A 20518-nucleotide genomic window follows, 5' to 3' on the forward strand; every position below is an offset into this window, starting at 1 on the left:
GAGCACCATGAGGTTCTCGTTGTTGCGGCGCATGCGGGTGGCCAGGTGGTCGAGCTTGAACAGGTTCGCGAGCTGGTCCGGGTCCTCCTCGTACTTCTCCAGCTCCTCCATGAGCTTGAGCTGGCGTTCGACGAGGCTCTGGCTGCGCCGCGAGAGGTTCACGAAGATGTTGCGCATGTTGGCGCGCATCTCCGACTGCTCGAGCACCGACTTCACGGCCTGCTGGTGCACCTCGTCGAACGCGCGCGCCACCTGGCCGAACTCCTCGGTCGTGGTGACGGGCACGGGTTCGATCTCGGTGTTGCCGCGGCCGGTCGCGACCATCTCGGGCAGCTTCTCCCACGCCACGTCGAGCGCGGAGCGGCGCAGGGCGTTCAGCGACCGCAGCAGGTAGCGGCCGACGACGAAGCCGACGGTGGCGGCGACGATGAGGCTCGCGAACAGCAGCGCCGCGGCCGCGCCGGCGGCGTCGCTGGTCTCGTCGCGCAGCCGGTCCGCGGTGTCGCGCAGGTCGGTCTGCATGCCGTCGACCACGCTGTTCAGCGACGTCACGACGGCGCCGGAGGCCTTGCTCCAGTCGGCGGACGAGAGCGGGAGCCTGCCCGCGGGCCGGCCGGCCGGCTGGGCGTCCGCGGTGGGGTGCAGCAGCGCGGCGGCCAGCATCTTGCGCTGGGCCTCGATGTCCGGGCCGTTGAACTTGGTCCCGTAGGCCTTGAGCTGGTCCGGGGTGGCGAGCGCCGCGAACTCGCCCGCGATGTAGCTGAGCTTGACGTTGGACTCGACGAGCGAGCGCACCTCGGCCTGGACGAGCTGGCCGCGGCCGAGCCCGGTCAGCACGACGGCCTGCTGGTAGAGGACCTGCTCCTGCACGTGCAGCACGTGGTGCAGGCCCATCGCCGTGCGCAGCAGCGCGGCGTCGCCGAACTCGCTCGCGAGGACCTCGTCCACGTCGAGCAGCGACTCGGTGAGCTCGGTGTAGGCCTTGACCACGGCGGGGGCGTCGTCGGTGCGTTCCCGCAGTGCGGTGAGGTCGCCGATCCGGTCCTGCACGTCGTCGAGGCGGGCGTTCACGACCTCGCTGAGCGAGGTCCTGCCGACCTGGTCCCGCAGCAGCGCGCGGGCCTCGTCGGTGCGCCGCACCTGGTCGAGGAGGTTCTGCCGGTCGGCCCCCTCGGCGATGATCCGCCGTTCCGCCTGCACGCCGCCGATCACGGGGATCAGCGCGGAGCGGACCTGGACCTGCCGCTGCAGCGCCGCGTAGGACTCGGCGCGTTCGATGTGCGACTGGATCTGCACGACGCCGGCGCCCACCGCGATGGTGACCGGAACGATCAACACCGCGGCGAGCTTCACCGGCAGGCGCCAGTTGCGCCAGTTGACGAGCGCGGTGAACATCAGACGAAGAGCTTGGCCGCGTTCAGGAAGAGCCGGTACAGGCCGTAGGCGAGCGGAATGCCCACCCACAGCCACGCACCGATCAGCAACAAGCGCTGGGAGCTCACTTCTTCACCACGCCTTCCGACTCTTCCTGCTTCTCGGTGGTCTCCGCGGCCTCGGCCTCGTTCCACTTGGCGACCGACCCGTCGTCCGCCTGGGAGGACGGCTCGGTGGCCCCCGCGGTTGCCTTCGGCTCGTGGAACTTCGGGTCGACCGGGCGGATCAACTCGTTCGCGACGAAACCGACGACCAGCAGCGAGATCATGATGTAGAACGACGTGGCGTACAAGTCCGGCCCGACGTGGCCCGCCTTCTTGCCCGCGTCCGCGATGGCGTTGACGATCAGCGGCCCGAGGACACCGGCCACCGACCAGGCGGTGAGCAGGCGGCCGTGGATCGCGCCGACCTGGTAGGTGCCGAACAGGTCGCGCAGGTACGCGGGAACGGTCGCGAAGCCCGCGCCGTAGAACGACAGGATCACCATCGCCGCGATGACGAACAGCGGCGTGCTCGTCGAGCCGACCGTCAGCAGCACCAGGTAGAGCAGGGCGCCGACGCCGAGGTAGAGGCGGTAGATGTTCTTGCGGCCCACGACGTCCGAAGTGGACGACCAGACGAACCGGCCCGCCATGTTCGCGGCCGACAGCAGCGCGACGAAACCGGTGGCGGCGGTCGCGGCGACCGGCGTCGACGACTCCTTGAAGAAGTCGACCAGCATCGGCGCGGCCTTCTCCAGGATGCCGATGCCCGCGGTGACGTTGAAGCACAGCACGACCCAGAGCAGCCAGAACTGCGGCGTCTTGATCGCGTTGTTCGCGGAGACGTTGTGGGTGACGGTGGCCTTGTTGGGCTTGTCCCTGAGCAGCGCCTCCTTCTCCGCGGTGAACTCGGGGGAGGGCAGGCGGATCAGCAGCACGCCGAGGCTCATGAACACCGCGTAGGCGAGGCCGTGCACGAGGAACGCCTGGCCGATGCCGGACGTGGTGGAGCCGAACGCCGTCAGCATCGAGGTCGACCACGGCGAGGCGATCAGCGCGCCGCCGCCGAAGCCCATGATCGCGATGCCGGTCGCCATGCCGGGACGGTCCGGGAACCACTTGATCAGCGTCGAGACCGGCGAGATGTAGCCGATGCCGAGGCCGATGCCGCCGACGAGGCCGTAGCCCACGACGACGACCCAGTACTGACCCGCCCACACGCCGACCGCCGAGATCAGCAGACCGGAGCAGAAGGCGATCAGCGACATCAGCATGGCCCAGCGCGGGCCCCTGCGCTCCACGGTCGTACCGAGGACGGCGGCCGAGAGGCCGAGCATCACGATGCCGAGCTGGAACGGCAACGCGGACTGCGTTCCCGTGATGCCGAGCGATTTCTCGAGCGGCGTCTTGAAGACGCTCCAGGCATACGCCTGACCAATGGAGAGATGAATCGCCAGTGCTGCGGGCGGAACGAGCCACCGGTTCCATCCGGGAGGCGCGACTTGGCGTTCGCGCGCTAAGAACCCCACTTTATCCCCAACCGTCACCAAAAACGCGGACCGGCCGATCCTAGGCCAGGTGCACACGTGCGACAACGGCCTGGACCTGTCGATCGCCGTTGCACACGACGCAACTTGTGGTGATCATCGCAGCACAACCCCGGCGACACACCATTTGAGACGAATGGATTTCCCGACCTCAGTCCGGGTTTGGTCCGGTTTGGACCGTTTCCGGACGCGCGCGCACGTTGACTGCACACGTGAGGGCGCTAGAGTGAGCGCCGCACACGAGGGGCAGGGCCACATGACCAAGGCGATCCGGTCGCCTGGCGAAACGCTGCAGGAGTACCGGGAAATCCGGGGTTTCGCGTCGTTCGACGACCCCGAGACTTTGTCGTACGTCGATTCGAACGGCAAACCGAACTTCGAGGCGATTCGGCAGACCGACGAATTCAGGAACCTCCGTCGTCGTCTCACGACGTTCGTCTTCCCGATGACCGCTCTTTTCCTCGCGTCCTACCTCACCTTCGTGCTGCTGTCCGCGTACGCGAAAGACTTCGTCAGCACCAAGGTGATCGGTGTGATCAACCTCGGCATCCTGCTGGGCTTGAGCCAGTTTGTGACTTCGATCATCATCACGCTCGGTTATGCCCGCTACGCAAAGCGACGGCTGGACCCGCAGCGGAAATTGCTCGCCGAGATGACGGGCGTCGAGGAGTAAGGCATGCCCACCACCGGCAACCCGGTGCTGAACCTCAGCGTCTTCGCGGTGTTCGTCCTGATCACCCTGTACATCGTCTACCGCTTCAGCAGCCGCAACGTGACGGCGTCGGACTACTACGCCGCGGGCAGCTCGTTCACCGGCGCCCAGAACGGCGTGGCGCTGTCCGGCGACTTCCTGTCCGCCGCGTCGTTCCTCGGCATCTCCGGCGGCATCGCGGCGCACGGCTACGACGGCTTCCTGTACTCGGTCGGCTGGGTCGTCGCGTGGCTCGTCGGCCTGCTGCTGATCGCGGAGGGCCTGCGCAACACGGGCCGCTTCACCGTCGGCGACGTGCTGGCGTTCCGGATGCGCCAGCGCCCGGTCCGCGCGGCCGCGGCGAACGCGACCCTGGTGATCTCGTTCTTCTACATGATCGCGCAGATGGCGGGCGCCGGCGGCCTGATCGCGTTGCTGCTCAACGTGACCTCGAAGTGGGGCCAGGCGATCCTGATCGCGCTGGTCGGCATGGTCATGGTGCTCTACGTGCTGCTCGGCGGCATGAAGGGCACGACCTGGGTGCAGATCATCAAGGCCGTCCTGCTGCTGCTCTGCGTGACGCTGATGTCGGTCTTCCTGCTGGGCAAGTTCGGCTTCAGCCTGTCCGCGATCATGCAGCAGGCCAGCGAGAACAACGACCTGGGCGCCGCCGTGCTCGACCCCGGCGCCAAGTACGGCTTCAGCGCGATGTCCAAACTGGACTTCGTCTCGCTGGCCCTGTCCCTGGTGCTCGGCATCGCCTCCCTGCCGCACGTGCTGATGCGCTTCTACACGGTGCCGAACGCCTCGGAAGCCCGCCGCTCGGTCGTCTGGGCGACCTGGACGATGGTCATCTTCTACCTGTGCACCCTGGTGATCGGCTTCGGCGCGATGGCCCTGGTCGGCTCCGACGAGATCGCCGCGGCACCGGGCGGCGAGAACTCGGCGGCCCCGCTGCTCGCGTTCCGCATCGGCGGCGCCGTCCTGCTGGGCATCGTCTCGGCGGTGGCGTTCGCCACGATCCTCGCGGTGGTGGCGGGCCTCACACTCGCCGCCTCGGCCTCGTTCGCCCACGACGTGTACGCGAACGTCATCAAGCGCGGCAACGCGGAACCCCGCCGCGAGATCCGGGTGGCCCGCCTCACCGCGGTGGTGGTCGGCATCCTGTCGATCATCGGCGGCATCGCGGCGAACGGCCAGAACGTGGCGTTCCTGGTGTCCCTCGCCCTGGCCCTGGCGGCCTCGGCGAACCTGTCGACGATCCTCTACACGCTCTTCTGGCGCCGCTTCAACACCACGGGCACCCTGTGGAGCATCTACGGCGGCCTGGGCTCGTGCCTGCTGCTCATCATCTTCTCGCCGGTGATGTCGGGGGCGAAGACGTCGATCTTCCCGGACATCGACTTCGCGTGGTTCCCGCTGGGCAACCCGGGCATCGTGTCGATCCCGTTCTCGTTCCTGTGCGGCTTCCTGGCGACGATCTTCACGAAGCCGGACGAGGACAAGGCGGCGCTGGCGGCGGAGATGGAAGTGCGCGCGATCTCGGGCATCGGCGCGAAGGCCTGACGCAGCGGGCACGGCGGGCACGGTGCCCCGACGGAACCAGCCACGCCGGCCCGACGCACCCACCCCGGAACCCCGCCCAGCCAGGCGGAACCCGGGGCTCACTCCGGGATGATCCCCGACTCGTGGGCGATGATCGCCGCCTGGACCCGGTTCTTCACCCCGAGCGCCCGCAGGATCGTGCTCACGTAGACCTTGACCGTCCCCTCCACCACGTGGATCCGGGCAGCGATCTCGGCGTTGGACAGCCCGGCCCCCACCAGCCCGAGCACCTCCCGCTCCCGCACCGTCAGCCCGGCGATCCGCTGCCGCGCCACCGGCCGGGGCCGGGCGAGGGACAACTGGTCGACCACCCGCCGGGCCACCAGCGGCGACAGGTAGGCGCCCCCGGACGCGACAGCCCGCACCCCGGCGAGGATCTCCAGCGGGTCCCCGGTCTTCAGCACGAACCCCGAAGCACCCTCCCCCAGCGCACGGCTGATGTACGAGTCGTCGGCGAAGGTGGTCAGCACCAGGGTGTGCGTCGAGGGGTGGCACTCGCGGATCACCCGAGCCGCGTCCAGCCCGTCCAGCACCGGCATCCGGATGTCGAGCACCGCCACGTCGGGCCGGTGGCGGGCGACCAGGTCGATGACCGCGCTGCCGTTCTCGGCCTCGGCGACCACCTCGATGTCGCCGGCGGTGGCCAGCACCGCTCGCACGCCGAACCGGACCACCGGCTCGTCGTCGGCCAGCACGACCCTGATCACCCGGTCCTCCTGACGAGCCACGTCTTCGACACGAGCCGATCATCCCGGAAGCACAGCCGGTGCAGGTCGTGGCGGGTGGAGTCGAACGGGTTGGCGTGCGTGCTGTAGTAGCGGCACTCGGCGTCCTCCGGTGTGCCGACGCCGAGCGGGTTGTCGACCCTGGTGCGCAGCGGGAGGTCGAGCTCCTCCTCGTCCCGGCCGATCGCCGCCTGCTCGAACTGCTGCGCGGTGAGCACCGACGTCACGGCGTCGAACACCATGTAGCCCGGTACGCCGATGGCGATCCCCGCGCACACGACCGACGTGATCAGCACGGTCCTGCGCGCGCTCTTGCGGATCTCCTCCTCCGTCCTTTCGCGACGGACGTGCGTCGGCGTGGTGCGCGGCAGCGGGCGTTCCGGGAGTTTCGCGCGCACTTCGAAGCCGCCCTCGTCCGTCGGCGCCGCCTCGAACCAGCCGCCGACGAGCGCCACGCGTTCGGCCAGGCCGAGAAGTCCCTTGCCGCTGCCCACGGCGTGCGTGCGGGGTGCGAGGCCGTTGGTGATGCGCAGGTCCAGGTTCGCGGTCAGGGTGACGGTGACGCGCGCGCCGGGGGCGTGCTTGATCACGTTCGTCAACGCCTCGGCGGTCACGCGGTGAACCGTGCGGGCGATGATGCCGTCGATCGCGGTCCGGCGGCCGTTCACGAGCTCGACGCGGAGGCCGCTGCGGGCGACGACCTCCTCCAGGGTGGCGACCGGTTCGTCCTCGTCGGCCCGCAGCACCTGCATGACGTCGGCCAGCCGTTCCGCGGCCGCCGTCACGCTGGCGCGGGCGGTCCTGGCCGCCTCGCGCTGGTGCGCGGTGAGAGTGGGTTCCAGCTCCAAAGCGCCCACCAGCAACGCCGCCCGTGCGAGCTCGTGGCCCACCAGGTCGTGCATCTCCCCCGCGAGCCGCGTCCGTTCCGCGCCGCGGGCGTTGTCGGCGTCGCGCTCCAGCAGCGCCGCGTGCTCCCAGCCGACCTCCTGCAGATCGGCGTAGCGGCGGCGGAACCTGCCGAACGCCCAGGGGATCACGCCGAGCACGCCGACGCCGGACGTGACGGCGAGCGCGGTGTCCGACCCGCCGCGCTCGGTCAGTGCGACGACGACGCCGACGACCTCGGCGATCGTCAGGGCGATCGCGGTCGGCCGCGGGTCCTCCGCGTGCCGGCCCGCGAGGAAGCTGAGCAGTGCCAGTGCGGGAGCGAGCGCGAGCACCTCGAGGTCGAACTCGACGCTGATGAGGTAGCAGACGAGCCAGGCCCCCAGCGCGGTGCCCAGCGCGACCGCGGGACGCTTGCGCACCAACGCGAACGCCGTGACGAAGAGGACCAGGTAGAGCAGGGTCTCCCACACGGCGTCCATCATCGCAGCCGCTGCAGCACCACCGTCGGCGCGTCGTCCTGGCGGGAGGCGCGTGCACGCCTGTCCAGCACCACGGCGATTCCCCACGACACCAACGCTCCCAGCGTCAGTCCGGCCAGCACGTCGTGCACGTGGTGGACGCCCACGATCACGCGCGACGACGCCGCCGCGATCGCGCACACCGCCGCGACCCACCCGCAGGTGCGGTGCAGAGCCCAGATCGCCATCGCGGACGCGCCGGCGATGACGGAGTGGTTGCTGGGGAACGACCAGTCACCCGGTTCCGGGCACGGCGCCAGCGAAGGCGCGGTGCGGCAGGGCCTCTCCTCCTGCACGACGAGCTTCACGACCTCGCTGACCGCGTAGGCCACCACCACACCGGCGCCGGCGAGGAAGGCCCTCAGCCGGTGCCGGAACCACAACGCCAGGAACATCAACGCGAACACGCCCAGCACCGCGTCGGTGCCGATCACAAGCCAGGTCACCCAGCCGAACCTACGAAGATCGGGTCTCGCGCACCTCTGCCGTTCGGAACCGGCGGGCCTTTACTTTCGACAGGGTTCACAATGCTCGCGTGCTGATCCGACGCGGGGCCATCGCGCTCGTCCAGGTCCTCGGCCTCGCGGTGTGGTTCTCGATGTCGGCGGTCGTGCCGTCGCTGCGGCAGGAGTGGGGCATCGGCGCGGGCGCGGCGGTCTGGCTGACCGCGTCCGTCCAGCTCGGGTTCGTCGTGGGCGCGGTCGGTTCCACCGTGCTCAACCTGGCCGACCGGGTGCGCCCGCACCTGCTGCTCGCGGGTTCCGCGGCCGCCGGCGGCGCCCTCACCCTGGTGCTGGGGCTGGCCGTGAGCGGGCTCGGCGCCGCCGTCCCGCTGCGGTTCCTCACCGGCGTGGCGCTCGCGGGCGTCTACCCGGTCGGCATGAAGCTGATGGCGTCCTGGTCGCAGCCCCGCGACCGCGGCCGGGCGCTCGGCGTGCTGATCGGGGCGCTGACGCTCGGATCGGCGCTCCCGCACGTGTTCGGGCGGCTGCCGTGGCGCGAGGTGCTCGTCTGCGCGGCCCTGATCGCGTTCGCCGGCGCGGTCGTGGCCCTGCTGTGCGTGCGGCCGGGCCCGTTCGTGACCGCCACGACCGCGCAGCTCAACCCGCGCTACGCCCTGCAGATGTTCCGCGAGCGCGGGCCGCGGCTCGTGAACCTCGGCTACTTCGGCCACATGTGGGAGCTGTACGCGCTGTGGACGTGGCTGCCCACGTTCCTGCTCAGCTCACGGGCACCCGCCGGGCTCACGGTGTTCCTGACGATGGGTGTGGCCGGGTTCGCCGGCTGCCTGGCCGGCGGCTGGGCGGCCGACCGGTTCGGGCGCGCGCCCGCCGCGGTCGGGGCGCTGACCGCGAGCGGGCTGTGCTGCCTGCTGTCACCGCTGGCCTGGGGAACGCCGCTGCTGGTCGCGTTCTGCGCGGTGTGGGGCGCGGCGGTGATCGCCGACTCCGGGGTGTTCTCGGCGGCGCTGAGCGAGGTCGCCGACCCGCGCTACGTGGGGACGGCGCTCACCGCGCTCACCGCCGCCGGGTTCGGCCTGACGGTCGTCAGCATCCAGCTGGTTCCGCTGTTCGCCGAGGTCGTGACCTGGCGCTACGCGTTCCTGCTGCTCGTGCCGGGGCCGGTGGCGGGCGCGCTCGCCATGCTCAGGACCAGGTCGTCGTAGTCGTCCGCGCCGGACCGCCCTCGTCCGGCTCACGGGGGAAGTCTCCCGAAACGCACCGGTCGTGCGGCCCGGAATGAGAAGGTCGGGCACGTGCAGAAACTGATCGCCGCCGCGGTGCTCGGCGCTTGCCTCGTCGTCACCCCCGCGTCCGCGGGAACCCCTCCTCGTGCCGAGGCCGCCGCCGGGTGGCTCGCGCGGCAGATGGCCGACGGTGAACGGCTGGAGACCGAGTTCGGCGGCGTGAAGTACCCGGACCAGGGCCTCACGATCGACGCGGTGTTCGCGTTCGCCGCCGCCCGCACCGCCGACGGCAACGCCGCCCGTGCCATCGCGTGGCTCGCCAGGCCCGAGATCGCCGGCGCCTACCTGGGCACGGACGGCGAGTCGTACGCCGGTGCGCACGCCAAGCTGGCCGTCGCGGCACGGGTGGAGGGCGAGAACCCGCGCGCGTTCGGCGGGGTGGACCTGATCGCGGGGCTGAGGGCGTTGCAGGCGCCTTCTGGACGGTTCTCGGACCGGTCGGCGTTCGGCGACTTCTCCAACGCGTTCACGCAGTCCTACGCCCTGTTCGCGCTGGGACGCGACGCGAGGGGCGCCGCCTACCTCGCGGGCAGCCAGTGCCCCGACGGCGGCTTCCCCGTCACGTTCGAGGCCTCGCCGTGCGTGAGCGACGTCGACGCCACCGCCATCGCGGTCCAGGCGCTGCGCGCGCAGGGCAGGCCGACCTCGCGGGCCGTCACGTGGCTGGGGTCGAGGCAGCAGGCCGACGGCGGGTTCCCGGGCGCGCAGGGCGGCTCGAACGCCAACAGCACCGGCCTCGCGGCCCAGGTGGTGAAGGGTTCCGCACGGGTGAGGGCGCGCGACTACCTGAAGTCGCTGCAGGTCCGCACGGGACCGGACGCGGGCGCGATCGCGTTCGACGCGTCCAGTTTCACGCCCGCCAACGCCCCGCGCGCGACCGCCCAGGCCGTGCTGGGACTGACCGGCGCGAACCTCGCGACCCTGCGCTGACGTTTGCGCGACCGGCTCGCCGGAAACCACGGGGGCATGACCGAGCACCAGTTCACGACCCCTCTGGGCGGCGGCGAGCCCGTCGACGACGAGCCGGACGCCATCGCGGTCGCCGAGGACGGCGAGCACGTCACCGCGCCGGAGGAGACCGCGATGCACATCGAGGAGACCGAGGAGGGTGGCGGCCGGGTGGACCGCCCGGACGACGGCTACCTCGAGTCGTGACTCCCTTTCGGATGAATCGCCGGGAGTGACGACGAGGTCAGCGCCGGATCGCTCGAACCGCGCTCGAGTCCCGCTGGAGCGGGCGCTCGTCTAGGACACAAGCTGACCTCAAGTCGTCCTAGAGTCCTTTGTGTCGGGACACACGAGCGAAGGACTGGACGATGACCACCACCGAGATCCTCACCGGCGAGCGTGCGGACCTGCTCGAGACCCTCCGGCAGCACCGCTGGTTCCTGACGTTCACCGCGCAGGGTCTGACCGACGAGCAGGCGGCGTCGAGCCCGACCGCGAGCGCGCTGTGCATCGGCGGTCTGATCAAGCACGTCTGCGCGGTCGAGGAGAACTGGGTCAGGTTCATCGAGCAGGGCACCTCGGCGATGGAGGCCGACCCCGGCTCGGAAGCCTACGAGAACCACGAGGCCAACTTCCGCATGGCCGACGGCGAGACGCTGGAGGGCCTCGTCGCCCGCTACCACGAGGTCGCGGCCCACACCGACAAGCTGGTCGAGACCGTCGACCTAGACCTCTCGCACCCGCTGCCGTCGGCCCCGTGGTTCCCCGAGGGCAAGACGTGGTCGGCGCGGCGCGTGTTCGTCCACATCGTCGCCGAGACCTCGCAGCACGCGGGGCACGCGGACATCATCCGCGAGACGATCGACGGCCAGAAGACGATGGGCTGATCAGGCCTTCGCAGGGCTGAAGGCCGAGAGGAACCGGTCCCGGAAGTCGCTCATCCGCGACACCGGGGCCGTCCCTCCCGGCTTGATCCCGTCGTCCCACCCCCAGGGCTCGACCTGCTGCAGGACTGCCGGGTCCTTGGCCACGACGGTGATCGGCACGTCCCGCGACGCCCCCTCGCCGGTCACCATCTGGGCCGGCTGGTGGTCGCCCAGGAACACCACCACGAGGTTCTCGTCGCCGTAGCGCTCGATCCACGAGACCACCGACTCGAGCGAGTACGAGATCGAGTGCGCGTAGTCGGCGCGCACGGCGGCCGGGTCGCGGCCGAAGATCGACTCGGGCGGGTCGTTCGAGGCGGGCATGGCCGAGTAGATCGAGCCGTCACCCAGCCTGTCCCACTCGACGGAGTCGGGCGTCGGCGACCACGGCGCGTGCGAGGACACCATCGGGATCGCGGCCATCACCGGGCCGTGCTGCTTCGCGCGCTCGTTGCGCTGGAACGACTCCAGGGTGAACTGGTCCGGCGTCGTCGCGTAGCCGAAGCGCGGGCCCTTGTACCCGAGGTCCGCGGCGTCGTAGATCTCGTTGTAGTGGAAGAAGTCCCCCTCGGGCCACGCCTGCGTGATGCCGGGGACCACCCCGACCGAACGCCACGACGCCTCGCGGAACGCGCGCGGCAGCGTGAGCCGGTCGGAGGCGACGAGGTTGCGGTAGCGCTGCTGGTTGTCGATCCACAGCCCGGACAGCAGGGTCGCCTGCGCCATCCAGCTGCCGCCCCCGGCCGTCGGGGAGGTCAGGTAGGCGGACTTCGCGGTGTAGCCGGCGGCCTTCAGCCGGTCGTCGCCCTGGGCGAGCTTCGCGGCCACGTCCGGCATGTCGAGCGCCGACTTGCCGTAGCTCTCCACGAAGGTGAACACGACGTCCTTGCCCTGCAACGAGGACAGCAGGTCGGTGCGCCCGCGGAACGCGTCCACGGAGGCCTCCGCCGCGAACGCCTCCTGGTCGTGCAGCCCGACCTTCACCCGCCGGGCGTGGTCGACCAGCGCCGTCGCGGCGGCGTCGGAGTAGACCGGGATTCCCGGCACGGCGAGGGAAACGCACGCCACGGCCGTCAGCGCGACCGCGCGGATCGCGACGGGACGCCGTCCGGCGGCGACGGAACCCAGGCGCAGCACGGAAACCGAGGCGAGCCACACGATCCCGGCGACCAGCGCGACCGCGAGTCCGATGGCGAGCACGGAGGCGAACCGGCCGAACGTCACGTCCACGAAGTCGACGGCGGGCCCGAGCAGCGGCCAGTCCAGGACGAGGTCGAACGGCCGGTACAGCACCATGTCGAACCCGATGTCCATGATCTTCACGACCGCGAACAGGCCGAGCGCCACACCGCCGGCGATCGCCGCGGGCTTGCGGAACCGGTCCGGCAGCAGCACGAACACCATCACGCCGATGAGGCCTTCGAGCGGCACGCGCAGGAACGCCTCGGGCGTGAACTTCTCCAGATCGCTCGGCGCGATGAGCACGAACAACACGAACAGCCCCGCCAGCACCGTGGCCGTCCGTCGCAGCAACGTCCTCACCGCACACCCCTTTCCCTGTCCTCTGAGGTAAACGCGGCGCGGCACGCGGCCGGTTCAACTGCTCTACGATCGAGTTCGTGACCCGCCCGCACGTTCTGCTCAGCGTCGCCGTCAGTCTCGACGGCCACATCGACGATCGCGGCACCGAGAGGTTCCCGCTCTCCAACGCGGAGGACTTCGACCACGTCGACCGGATGCGCGCGGAGTCGGACGCGATCCTGGCGGGAGCGGAGACGTTGCGGCGGGACGACGCGCGACTGCTCGTCTACAGCGAACAACGGCGCGCGCGCAGGATCGCCGACGGGAAACCGGAGTTCCCGCTGCGGGTCACGGTCACGAGGAGCGGGGACCTGGACCCCGGCCTGCGGTTCTGGCACTGCGGCGGCGAGCGGCTCGTCTACACGAAGTCCGCGACCACCACGGTCGGCCACCTCGCCGAGACCAGGACCTTCGGCGAGTTCCCGGAGATCCTGGACGACCTGGGTGCGCGCGGGGTGCGGCGGCTCATGGTCGAAGGCGGCACGAGCATCCACACGGCGTTCCTGCGCGCCGGGCTGGCGGACGAGATCCGGATCGCGGTGGCGCCGATGCTGATCGGGCAGGCGACGGCCCCGCGTTTCGTGAATCCCGCCGAGTTCCCCGGTGGACCGGCCCGCCGGTTCCACCTGGAGGACGTCACGAAGGTCGGGGACGTCGCGGTGCTCCGCTACTTCCCGAAGGTCACTTCTTCTTCACGAGGCTGAGCGCGCCGAGGATCTGCTCGCGGCGGTAGACCGCGATCACCAGTGCCCACACCATGAACAGCAACGGCAGCTGCGCGCCCTTGAACCCGCCGTTGGTCACCAGGAAGACCTCGGTGATCGCCGCGCCGGCCATGATGCCGGCGAGCGCCAGTGCCGCGAGACCGCAGATGCGGGGGACGAGCAGACCGACGGCGGTGGCGATCTCGAGCACGCCGGTGAAGTAGCGGAACCACTGGCCGAAGCCGATGTCGTCGAACTTCGCCACGAACTGGTCCGTGAACAACGCGTAGCCGTTCAGGAAGAACTGCACGGCGAGCACGATCTGCAGGATCCAGACGATGACGTTCAGGACCTTCGCCGCGGTCGCGGTCTGCTCAGACATGACGGGATTCTCCCACCGCGGCGGCGGAGTTCGTCCACAGCCAGAGCACATCGCGACCGAACGACCACACGAGCGATGCGAGCGCGAGACCGACGAGCACGCCGGCGAACGGCAGCAGTCCCGACGCGGCGACGACGAGGAGGACGCCCTGCACCGCGGCCACGACCTTGCGCGCGTAGCTCGCCGGCAGCGGCGCGTTCATCCAGCGCAAGCGCCACGAGGCGGCGACGAACACGTACCGCATGAGCCCGATCGCGAGCACCCACGGCCCCAGGTGCAGGGCGACGTACGCGCTGAGCACCAGGATCAGGAACGCGTCGACCTCCATGTCGAACCGCGCGCCGAGCGCGGTCGAGGTGCCCGTGCGGCGGGCGACCTGCCCGTCCACCCAGTCGAGCGACAACGCGACGGCGGCGAGCGTCACGACCAGCGCCACCGGCACGTCCTGCCCGGCGCGGTCGGCGACCAGCGCGGTCACGGCGCCGACCATCAGGCCGCGCGCCAGCGTGACGCGGTCAGCCGGCCCCAGCGACCTGGTGCGATGCCGTTGCGTGCCGTAGCCGAGGAACGCCCACGTGGCGAACCCGTAGGCGAGTCCGGCGGCCCAGCCGAGCGGCCCGAGGCCGGTCGTGGCACTCACCACACCCAGCAGGAGGACCTGGGCGACGGCCCAGACGGCGGGCTCCCGGACGACGGCGGGAGTCCCGGTGTGCTGAAGTGTGATCATCAGGTGCCCCTAACGAACTTCGTGCGGCGGAGGTGTTGTGAGTGACACGTACGGCGAGTGCGTTCTGGCTCAACGAATCGGGAAACGGGGAACTCCGGCGGGTCGAGCTGGCGGAGCCCGGGCCGGACGAGGTCGTCGTGCGCGCGCTGTTCTCCGGGGTCAGCCGCGGCACGGAGACGCTCGTGCACCGCGGCGGTGTGCCGGAGAACCAGTACGCGGTGATGAGGGCTCCCTTCCAGGAGGGCGAGTTCCCGTGGCCGGTCAAGTACGGGTACCTCAACGTCGGCGTTGTTGAACACGGACCCGAACGACTGCGGGGCCGCACGGTGTTCTGCCTGTATCCACACCAGACCCGTTACGTCGTCCCGGAAACGGCCGTGACCGTGGTGCCGGACGGTGTTCCCGCCGCCCGCGCGGTGCTGGCGGGCACCGTCGAGACCGCGGTGAACGCGGTGTGGGACGCGCGTCCGCTGATCGGCGACCGGATCGCAGTCGTCGGCGGCGGCATGGTCGGGTCGAGCATCGCCGCGGTGCTGGCGAGGTTCCCCGGCGCCCGCGTCGAACTGGTGGACGCCGACCCGGCGCGCGAGGAGGTCGCGTCGCGGCTCGGCGTCGGGTTCGCCTTGCCGGACAACGCCCTCGGCGACTGCGACCTCGTCTTCCACGCCAGCGCCACGGAACCCGGCCTCACCACGGCGCTGAACCTGCTCGCGCCGGAGGGCGCCGTCGTCGAGCTGAGCTGGTACGGGGACCGCCGGATCGCCGTGCCGCTCGGCGAGTTCTTCCACTCCAAGCGGCTCACGATCCGCAGCAGCCAGGTCGGGGTGGTCGGCCGTCCCGACCGGTCCTACGCCGAACGCCTGGCGCTCGCCCTCGACCTGCTGGCCGACGAGCGCTTCGACGCGCTGATCACCGGGCACAGCGCGTTCGAGGAGCTGCCGGACGTGATGCCGAAGCTCGCCGACGGCACGCTTCCGGCGCTGTGCCACCGGATTGACTACGGTCGGGAGCATGTTCCCGACTGACACCACGATCGACGTCCGCGACCGGCGGGTGGCCGTGCTCCCGGTCGGCAGCACCGAGCAGCACGGCCCGCACCTGCCGCTGGCCACCGACTCGGTGATCGCGTGGACCGTCGCGTCGGCGATCGCGGCGGCGTACCCGGTCCGGCTGCTGCCGCCGCTGCAGTTCTCCTGCTCGCAGGAGCACGCCGGCTGGTCCGGCACCGTCAGCATCACCGCGCGCACGCTCGTCTCAGTGGTCACGGACATCGCGGAGTCCCTGCGGCACACCGGTGTCACGGGCCTGGTGCTGGTGAACGGGCACGGCGGCAACTACGTGCTGCAGAACGTCGTGCAGGAGGGCGAGGGCCTGGCGCTGTTCCCCGGCCGCGACGACTGGGCGTTCGCGCGGGAGAAGGCGGGCGTCGAGACCTCGGCGTACAGCGACATGCACGCGGGCGAGCTGGAGACCTCGATCCTGTTGCACGCGCACCCCGATCTCGTCCGTCCCGGCTACGACAGCGCCGACCACCTGGCGGAGGACCGGCGGCACATGCTGACCCTGGGTCTGGCGCCGTACACGGAGTCCGGCGTGGTCGGGCGTCCCTCCCTCGCGTCAGCGCGCAAGGGCGAGCTCCTGCTCGCGGGACTCGTCGAGTCGTTCGGCCACTACCTCGGCCTGTTCGGTCTCGGCCCGGCGTGACAGGAAGAGCACGACGGCGCCGGGCAGCGCGGCGACCAGCGCCAGCACGCCGTAGACGATGCCGGTGGTGAAGCCCTGCTGGGCGCCCAGCCCGGCGGCGCCGAACGCCACCGCGAGGAACGCCTCGCGCGGGCCGAACCCGCCGATGTTGACCGGGATCGCCATGATCAGCAGCGCCAGCACGACGACCGGCGCGAGCTGGGCGATCGTGGCCTGCGACCCGGCGGCGCGGGCGGCGACCACGAACATCGCCACGTACCCGGCGACGGCGGCGGCCGACAGTCCGAGGACCGCGGGCCAGGTCTTGAGCGACAGCAGGCGGATGCCGTCGGCGAGGGTGCTGACGAGGATGCGGCGCACCGGCCTGATCCGCCAGCCGGCGACCGCGGCCACGGCCAGGCCGGTGAGGACCAGCCCGGCCGTGGTGGCGTCGAGGTCGAGGCCGAGACCGGCCGCGGGGTGCGTGAGCAGCACCGCGACGCCGATCCCGACGAGCACGAGCTGACCGGCGAAGCGCTCGAAGAACACGGCGCGCACGCCCCGTCCGACGTCGCCCGCCTGCCGGCCGTGGCTGACCGCGCGGTGCACGTCGCCGAGCACGCCCGCGGGCAGCACGGCGTTGACGAGCTGGGCGCGGTAGTAGTCGCTGATCGCGGTCCCGAGCGACAGCGACAGGCCGAGGCGGCGCGCGACGAGGACCCAGCGACCCGCGCTGAGCACCGTCGTCACGAGCCCGATCGCCAGCGCGGCGGTGACGGAGAACGCGTCGATCGCGCGCAGTCCGTCGAGGAACGCTCCCGTGCCCAGGCGCACGCCCAGGCCCACCAGGATCGCCACCGCCAGCAGCAAGCGGAGCCACGGCCAGAACTTCTTCATCACACAGCTCCCGGTAGTGCCAGCAGGTCGACGTGGTGGACCACCGCGGACGCCGTCGACCTGCGGCGCAGGTACTCCGGTGCCTCGGCGGCGAGTGCGGGTTCCTGCTCCACCGCGGCGTCGACCCAGCCCTCCAGCCACTCGCCCAGCAGGGCGCCGGCGTCCAGGTGCCAGGGGCTCGGTGCCGTGCGCACCGTCGCGCCCGCCGCCGCGAACGCCTCTTCGGCGGCGGCCGGGGCGTCCGGTCCGAGCAGACGGCGCCCGTCCACGACGCGACGCTGGTGGGCGTTGAACGCGTCCTGGAAGGCGGCGTCGAGCGGCTCGGCCGGGTCGAAGTCGATCCGGCCTGCCACCGAGAGCGTGAACAGTGCGGGCACATGTGCTTCTACGCAGGCAGCGGCCAGAGCGTTCATCTCGTCGGCGGTGAGCAGGTCGAGCAGCGCGGAGCAGGTGACGAGGCCGGCGCCCGCGAGGTCGGCCGCGGTCAGCGCCGTGAGGTCGCCCTCCCGCGTCTCGGCGGTGACGCCCGGCAGCGCGCTCATGCCCGCCTCCGCGAGCTCGAGCAGCCGGGGGTCGCGGTCGTGCAGCACCCAGTGCTGCGCGCCGCCGAGCCTGCCGGCGAGCCACCGTCCCATCGATCCCGTTCCACACCCGAGGTCACGGATCGTCAGGGGGGTTCGGTTCACCAGAGTTTCGCGGACGATCTCCACGAGCTCGGTCGAGCGCGCCTGTGCGTCGGCGATCTCCCGCAGTGCCAGCCATTCCGGGGCGAAGGTCATGGCCGCAGAGTAGCCAGCACCCTCCGCAGGTCCCGGGTGGATTCGTCCCAAGTGGACAGTCGAGCCCGCCGCGCGAGTGCTTTCGCCCGCAGTCCCGAGCGGAATTCTCGATCTTGGAACCAGCGCGTCAGCGCAGCTTCCCACGCGTTTTCGTCGCCTGCGGGGACGAGCAGGCCGCCGTCGCCGAGAGCGTCGGGAACGGAGCTCGCGATGACCGGCAGACCGTGTGCGAGGGCCTCGGTGACGACCATGCCCCACGTCTCGGCGCGGGAGGCCAGCACGAACAGGTCCGCGTTGACGTAAGCGCTGGTCAGCGCCTCACCGGCGAGGGGCCCGGGGAAGCTGACGCGGTCGTCGGGAGGCAGTTCGCGCAGGAACGGGCGGTGCGGGCCGGCGCACGTCAGCCGCCAGTCGGCGTCGACCCGCTGCAACGCCCTGACCAGCAGGTCGTGGCCTTTGCGGGGTGTGATGGACGCGACGCAGAGCAGGTTGTGCACGCCGTCGGTGCCGCGGGCCGCGGGGGCCGGATCGGTGCCGGGGACGACGACGTGGACGTGGCCGAGCCCGTGCCGGGTCTCGAGGTCGCGCGCCGCCGTCGGACTGGTCGCGACGACCGCGCCCACGGCCCGCAGGACCTCGCGTTCCTTCTCGTCGAGGACCGCGGCGGCGGCCGGGTCGAGCCCGGTCTCGTCGGCCAGCGGCAGGTGCACGAGGACGGCGAGCCGCAGCCGTCGCGCGTGCGGGACGACGACCTCCGGCACCCCGCAGGCGACCAGGCCGTCGAGGAGGACGACCTCGCCGTCCGGGATGCCCGCAAGCGTTTGCTCCAACGCTGCGGTGTCGTGCGGGCGCGGCCAGTCACCAGCGACGAGCAGACGTTCCGCGCCCGCGCTCACGCGCAGGTCGTAGACGTTGCCGCCGCTGGGACTGCCTGGGTCGCCGACGTCAGCCGGCAGGACGAAGCGCACGGTCGTAGCTCGCCCACGCCACATGGGACTCGTGGAGTGTGACGGTGATCCCATCGATGCCGAGCGCACCCTCGCCCAGGGCACCCTCGGAGATCTTCTCCGCGAGCTGGTCGGCGATGTGCTTGGCGAGCCACTCCGTGGACGTGTTGATGCCCGCGAACTGCGGTTCCTCGTCGAGGTTGCGGTAGTTGAACGCCGCGAGGACCTCGCCCAGCTCCCGCGTGGCGAGTCCGATGTCGACGACGATGTTGTCGGAATCGAGCTCAGCACGTTTGAACGTTGCGTCCACCAGGAACGTTGCTCCATGGAGACGTTGTGCCGGACCGAAGACCTCGCCGCGGAAACTGTGGGCGATCATCACGTGATCGCGGACGGTGATGCTGAACAGGGTGACCTCCGCTGTGCGGTCGGGTTACGGTGCGATCTCGCACCCGAGCGTAGCTGCGCGCTCGGGAGGCGCCTGGTGACGAGGGGACCCGAGATGTTCGAAGAGGCCTTCAACGACGAGGACGTGGCCGAGTCCGACCTGGTGACCCGCCGTGGCACGTTCCGCGCAGTGGCGTTCCGAGCGGACGGTCACGAGCACATGGCCCTCGTCTACGGCAAGACGAAGCTGCGCGAGAACGTGCTGGTGCGCATCCACTCCGAGTGCATGACCGGCGACATCTTCGGCGCCATGCGGTGCGAGTGCGGTGAGCAGCTCGACGCGGCGCTGAACGCGATCGTCCGCGAGGGCAACGGGATCCTCGTGTACCTCCGCGGTCACGAGGGCCGCGGGATCGGTCTGGTGGCGAAGGTCCGCACGCACGTGTTGCAGGACGCCGGGATGGACACGCTGGACTCCGCCACGTCCCTCGGGTTGCCCGTGGACGTGCGCGACTACACGCCCGCGGCGCGGGTCCTCAAGCACCTGCGCGTGCAGTCCGTGCGGCTGATGTCCAACAACCCCGACAAGATCGCGGCGCTGGAGGACAACGGCATCACGGTCGCCTCGCGCGTGCCGCTGCTCATGCCGCCCAACACGCACAACATCGCGTACCTGACGGCCAAGCGCGACCGGCTCGGCCACGACCTGCCGCAGGTCGAGTCGTTCACCCTCCCGCACGCCCGCTGACCATTGCTTTCCCCGCACGTGGTGCGCAGACTGGCCGGGTGCCGGCGCTGCGTGCCGGGCGTGCCTTCGACGGCGAGCGGTCCCTCGCCGGACCCGTCACGGTCCTCGTCGCGCACGGCGGGATCGAGGCGGTCGAGCGGGGCCACCCCGACGTGCCCGGCGCAGGGGTCGTCGACCTCGGCCAGGACACCGTCCTACCGGGACTGATCGACACCCGCGTCCACCTCGGAGCGGACAGCGGGAACGGCGCGCTCGACCGGTTGCCCACCTTCACCGCCGAGCACCTCGACGCCGTGATCGAGGACGGGCTCGACCGCCACCTGCGGGCCGGCGTCACGACCGTGCGCGACCTCGGCGACCGCGACTTCTCGGTGCTCGAGCAGCGGTCCCGGCACCGCCAGCGCGTCCTCGCGTCCGGCCCGCCCATCACCTGCCCGCGCGGCCACTGCTGGTCGATGGGCGGGGAGGAAGCGTTGCGGCGGGCCGTCCGCGAACGGGCGGACCGCCGGGCCGACGTCGGAGGAGGCCCACGCGCACGGGCTGCCGGTGACCGCCCACGCGCACAGCCTCGCCGCCGTGCGACGGGCGGTGGCCGCGCGCGTGGACGGGATCGAGCACTGCACGTGCCTCACCGACGGGGGCGTGCGAGCTGCTGAACGCGCTGGCGGAGGCG

Annotated in this window: 22 protein-coding genes and 1 pseudogene; 11 read left to right on the forward strand and 12 right to left on the reverse strand. The window is 71.0% G+C overall.

The genetic code is table 11. From position 1 onward, the window contains the following. Both ACFWGZ_RS14455 and ACFWGZ_RS14460 read right to left on the reverse strand, forming a co-directional pair. The coding region (locus tag ACFWGZ_RS14455; protein WP_382451961.1) for a nitrate- and nitrite sensing domain-containing protein at window positions 1–1395 on the reverse strand (1395 nt) is incomplete at its 3' end. 220 nt (window positions 1396–1615) lie between these two features. Continuing rightward, window positions 1616–2944: pseudogene (locus tag ACFWGZ_RS14460) on the reverse strand (OFA family MFS transporter); the annotation flags it as partial. 274 nt (window positions 2945–3218) lie between these two features. On the opposite strand from ACFWGZ_RS14460, the gene ACFWGZ_RS14465 reads away from it, so the two are divergent. Both ACFWGZ_RS14465 and ACFWGZ_RS14470 read left to right on the forward strand, forming a co-directional pair. Further along, window positions 3219–3635 (forward strand): DUF485 domain-containing protein, encoded by a 417-nt coding sequence (locus ACFWGZ_RS14465; protein ID WP_382451962.1) that lies wholly within the window; start codon window positions 3219–3221, stop codon window positions 3633–3635. A gap of 3 nt (window positions 3636–3638) precedes the next feature. After that, window positions 3639–5219: a cation acetate symporter gene (locus ACFWGZ_RS14470; RefSeq protein WP_382451963.1), complete on the forward strand. Its 1581-nt coding sequence runs from the start codon at window positions 3639–3641 to the stop codon at window positions 5217–5219. A 98-nt stretch (window positions 5220–5317) separates the two neighbouring features. Here ACFWGZ_RS14470 and ACFWGZ_RS14475 read toward each other — a convergent pair whose 3' ends face one another. The 3 genes from ACFWGZ_RS14475 to ACFWGZ_RS14485 are packed head-to-tail and all read right to left on the reverse strand — an operon-like array spanning window position 5318 to window position 7835. After that, the gene (locus ACFWGZ_RS14475) at window positions 5318–5965 is read right to left on the reverse strand and encodes a response regulator (RefSeq protein ID WP_382451964.1); all 648 of its coding nucleotides are present in this window, start codon (window positions 5963–5965) and stop codon (window positions 5318–5320) included. Beyond that, entirely contained in the window at window positions 5962–7353 is a 1392-nt protein-coding gene (locus tag ACFWGZ_RS14480; protein ID WP_382451965.1) for a sensor histidine kinase, read from the reverse strand. The genes ACFWGZ_RS14475 and ACFWGZ_RS14480 overlap by 4 nt, the downstream gene beginning before the upstream one ends. Beyond that, the gene (locus ACFWGZ_RS14485) at window positions 7350–7835 is read right to left on the reverse strand and encodes a phosphatase PAP2 family protein (protein WP_382451966.1); all 486 of its coding nucleotides are present in this window, start codon (window positions 7833–7835) and stop codon (window positions 7350–7352) included. The genes ACFWGZ_RS14480 and ACFWGZ_RS14485 overlap by 4 nt, the downstream gene beginning before the upstream one ends. An 89-nt stretch (window positions 7836–7924) precedes the next feature. Between ACFWGZ_RS14485 and ACFWGZ_RS14490 the strand changes: the two genes are divergently transcribed. From ACFWGZ_RS14490 to ACFWGZ_RS14505, 4 genes are all read left to right on the forward strand, one after another. After that, complete coding sequence (locus ACFWGZ_RS14490; RefSeq protein WP_382451967.1) at window positions 7925–9055, forward strand: nitrate/nitrite transporter; 1131 nt, start codon at window positions 7925–7927, stop codon at window positions 9053–9055. 90 nt (window positions 9056–9145) lie between these two features. Next, entirely contained in the window at window positions 9146–10066 is a 921-nt protein-coding gene (locus ACFWGZ_RS14495) for a prenyltransferase/squalene oxidase repeat-containing protein (protein ID WP_382451968.1), read from the forward strand. Between the two features lie 36 nt (window positions 10067–10102). Continuing rightward, the gene (locus tag ACFWGZ_RS14500; RefSeq protein ID WP_382451969.1) at window positions 10103–10291 is read left to right on the forward strand and encodes a hypothetical protein; all 189 of its coding nucleotides are present in this window, start codon (window positions 10103–10105) and stop codon (window positions 10289–10291) included. 161 nt (window positions 10292–10452) lie between these two features. Then, window positions 10453–10971, forward strand: a complete 519-nt coding sequence (locus tag ACFWGZ_RS14505; RefSeq protein ID WP_382451970.1) for a DinB family protein — start codon at window positions 10453–10455, stop codon at window positions 10969–10971. Here ACFWGZ_RS14505 and ACFWGZ_RS14510 read toward each other — a convergent pair whose 3' ends face one another. Next, window positions 10972–12552: a sulfatase-like hydrolase/transferase gene (locus tag ACFWGZ_RS14510; protein ID WP_382451971.1), complete on the reverse strand. Its 1581-nt coding sequence runs from the start codon at window positions 12550–12552 to the stop codon at window positions 10972–10974. A gap of 77 nt (window positions 12553–12629) precedes the next feature. On the opposite strand from ACFWGZ_RS14510, the gene ACFWGZ_RS14515 reads away from it, so the two are divergent. Further along, complete coding sequence (locus ACFWGZ_RS14515; protein ID WP_382451972.1) at window positions 12630–13295, forward strand: RibD family protein; 666 nt, start codon at window positions 12630–12632, stop codon at window positions 13293–13295. Here the strand turns inward: ACFWGZ_RS14515 and ACFWGZ_RS14520 are convergent. Both ACFWGZ_RS14520 and ACFWGZ_RS14525 read right to left on the reverse strand, forming a co-directional pair. Further along, on the reverse strand, window positions 13273–13677 hold the full coding sequence (locus tag ACFWGZ_RS14520) for a DoxX family protein (protein ID WP_382451973.1): 405 nt from the start codon (window positions 13675–13677) through the stop codon (window positions 13273–13275). The genes ACFWGZ_RS14515 and ACFWGZ_RS14520 overlap by 23 nt on opposite strands. After that, window positions 13670–14404 (reverse strand): CDP-alcohol phosphatidyltransferase family protein, encoded by a 735-nt coding sequence (locus tag ACFWGZ_RS14525; RefSeq protein WP_382451974.1) that lies wholly within the window; start codon window positions 14402–14404, stop codon window positions 13670–13672. The genes ACFWGZ_RS14520 and ACFWGZ_RS14525 overlap by 8 nt, the downstream gene beginning before the upstream one ends. 41 nt (window positions 14405–14445) lie before the next feature. On the opposite strand from ACFWGZ_RS14525, the gene ACFWGZ_RS14530 reads away from it, so the two are divergent. Next, window positions 14446–15429, forward strand: a complete 984-nt coding sequence (locus tag ACFWGZ_RS14530; RefSeq protein ID WP_382451975.1) for a zinc-binding alcohol dehydrogenase — start codon at window positions 14446–14448, stop codon at window positions 15427–15429. After that, window positions 15416–16108, forward strand: a complete 693-nt coding sequence (locus ACFWGZ_RS14535; protein WP_382451976.1) for a creatininase family protein — start codon at window positions 15416–15418, stop codon at window positions 16106–16108. The genes ACFWGZ_RS14530 and ACFWGZ_RS14535 overlap by 14 nt, the downstream gene beginning before the upstream one ends. Here ACFWGZ_RS14535 and ACFWGZ_RS14540 read toward each other — a convergent pair. The 4 genes from ACFWGZ_RS14540 to ACFWGZ_RS14555 are packed head-to-tail and all read right to left on the reverse strand — an operon-like array spanning window position 16022 to window position 19119. Continuing rightward, the gene (locus ACFWGZ_RS14540; protein ID WP_382451977.1) at window positions 16022–16984 is read right to left on the reverse strand and encodes a YbhN family protein; all 963 of its coding nucleotides are present in this window, start codon (window positions 16982–16984) and stop codon (window positions 16022–16024) included. The two genes, ACFWGZ_RS14535 and ACFWGZ_RS14540, sit on opposite strands and share 87 nt — an antisense overlap. After that, on the reverse strand, window positions 16984–17763 hold the full coding sequence (locus tag ACFWGZ_RS14545) for a class I SAM-dependent methyltransferase (protein WP_382451978.1): 780 nt from the start codon (window positions 17761–17763) through the stop codon (window positions 16984–16986). The genes ACFWGZ_RS14540 and ACFWGZ_RS14545 overlap by 1 nt, the downstream gene beginning before the upstream one ends. After that, the gene (locus ACFWGZ_RS14550) at window positions 17760–18755 is read right to left on the reverse strand and encodes a glycosyltransferase family 4 protein (protein WP_382451979.1); all 996 of its coding nucleotides are present in this window, start codon (window positions 18753–18755) and stop codon (window positions 17760–17762) included. The genes ACFWGZ_RS14545 and ACFWGZ_RS14550 overlap by 4 nt, the downstream gene beginning before the upstream one ends. Continuing rightward, complete coding sequence (locus ACFWGZ_RS14555) at window positions 18709–19119, reverse strand: 6-pyruvoyl tetrahydropterin synthase family protein (RefSeq protein ID WP_382452002.1); 411 nt, start codon at window positions 19117–19119, stop codon at window positions 18709–18711. The genes ACFWGZ_RS14550 and ACFWGZ_RS14555 overlap by 47 nt, the downstream gene beginning before the upstream one ends. Before the next feature lie 75 nt (window positions 19120–19194). Between ACFWGZ_RS14555 and ribA the strand changes: the two genes are divergently transcribed. Continuing rightward, window positions 19195–19845 carry a GTP cyclohydrolase II gene (gene ribA / locus ACFWGZ_RS14560; RefSeq protein WP_382451980.1) on the forward strand — a complete coding sequence of 217 codons (651 nt, stop codon included), beginning with the start codon at window positions 19195–19197 and terminating at the stop codon, window positions 19843–19845. Window positions 19846–19883: 38 nt separating this feature from the next. After that, on the forward strand, window positions 19884–20501 hold the full coding sequence (locus tag ACFWGZ_RS14565) for an amidohydrolase family protein (RefSeq protein ID WP_382451981.1): 618 nt from the start codon (window positions 19884–19886) through the stop codon (window positions 20499–20501). Window positions 20502–20518 lie beyond the last annotated feature (17 nt).

The organism is Lentzea sp. NPDC060358 (assembly GCF_042725365.1).
In the GTDB taxonomy this organism is placed as follows: domain Bacteria; phylum Actinomycetota; class Actinomycetes; order Mycobacteriales; family Pseudonocardiaceae; genus Lentzea.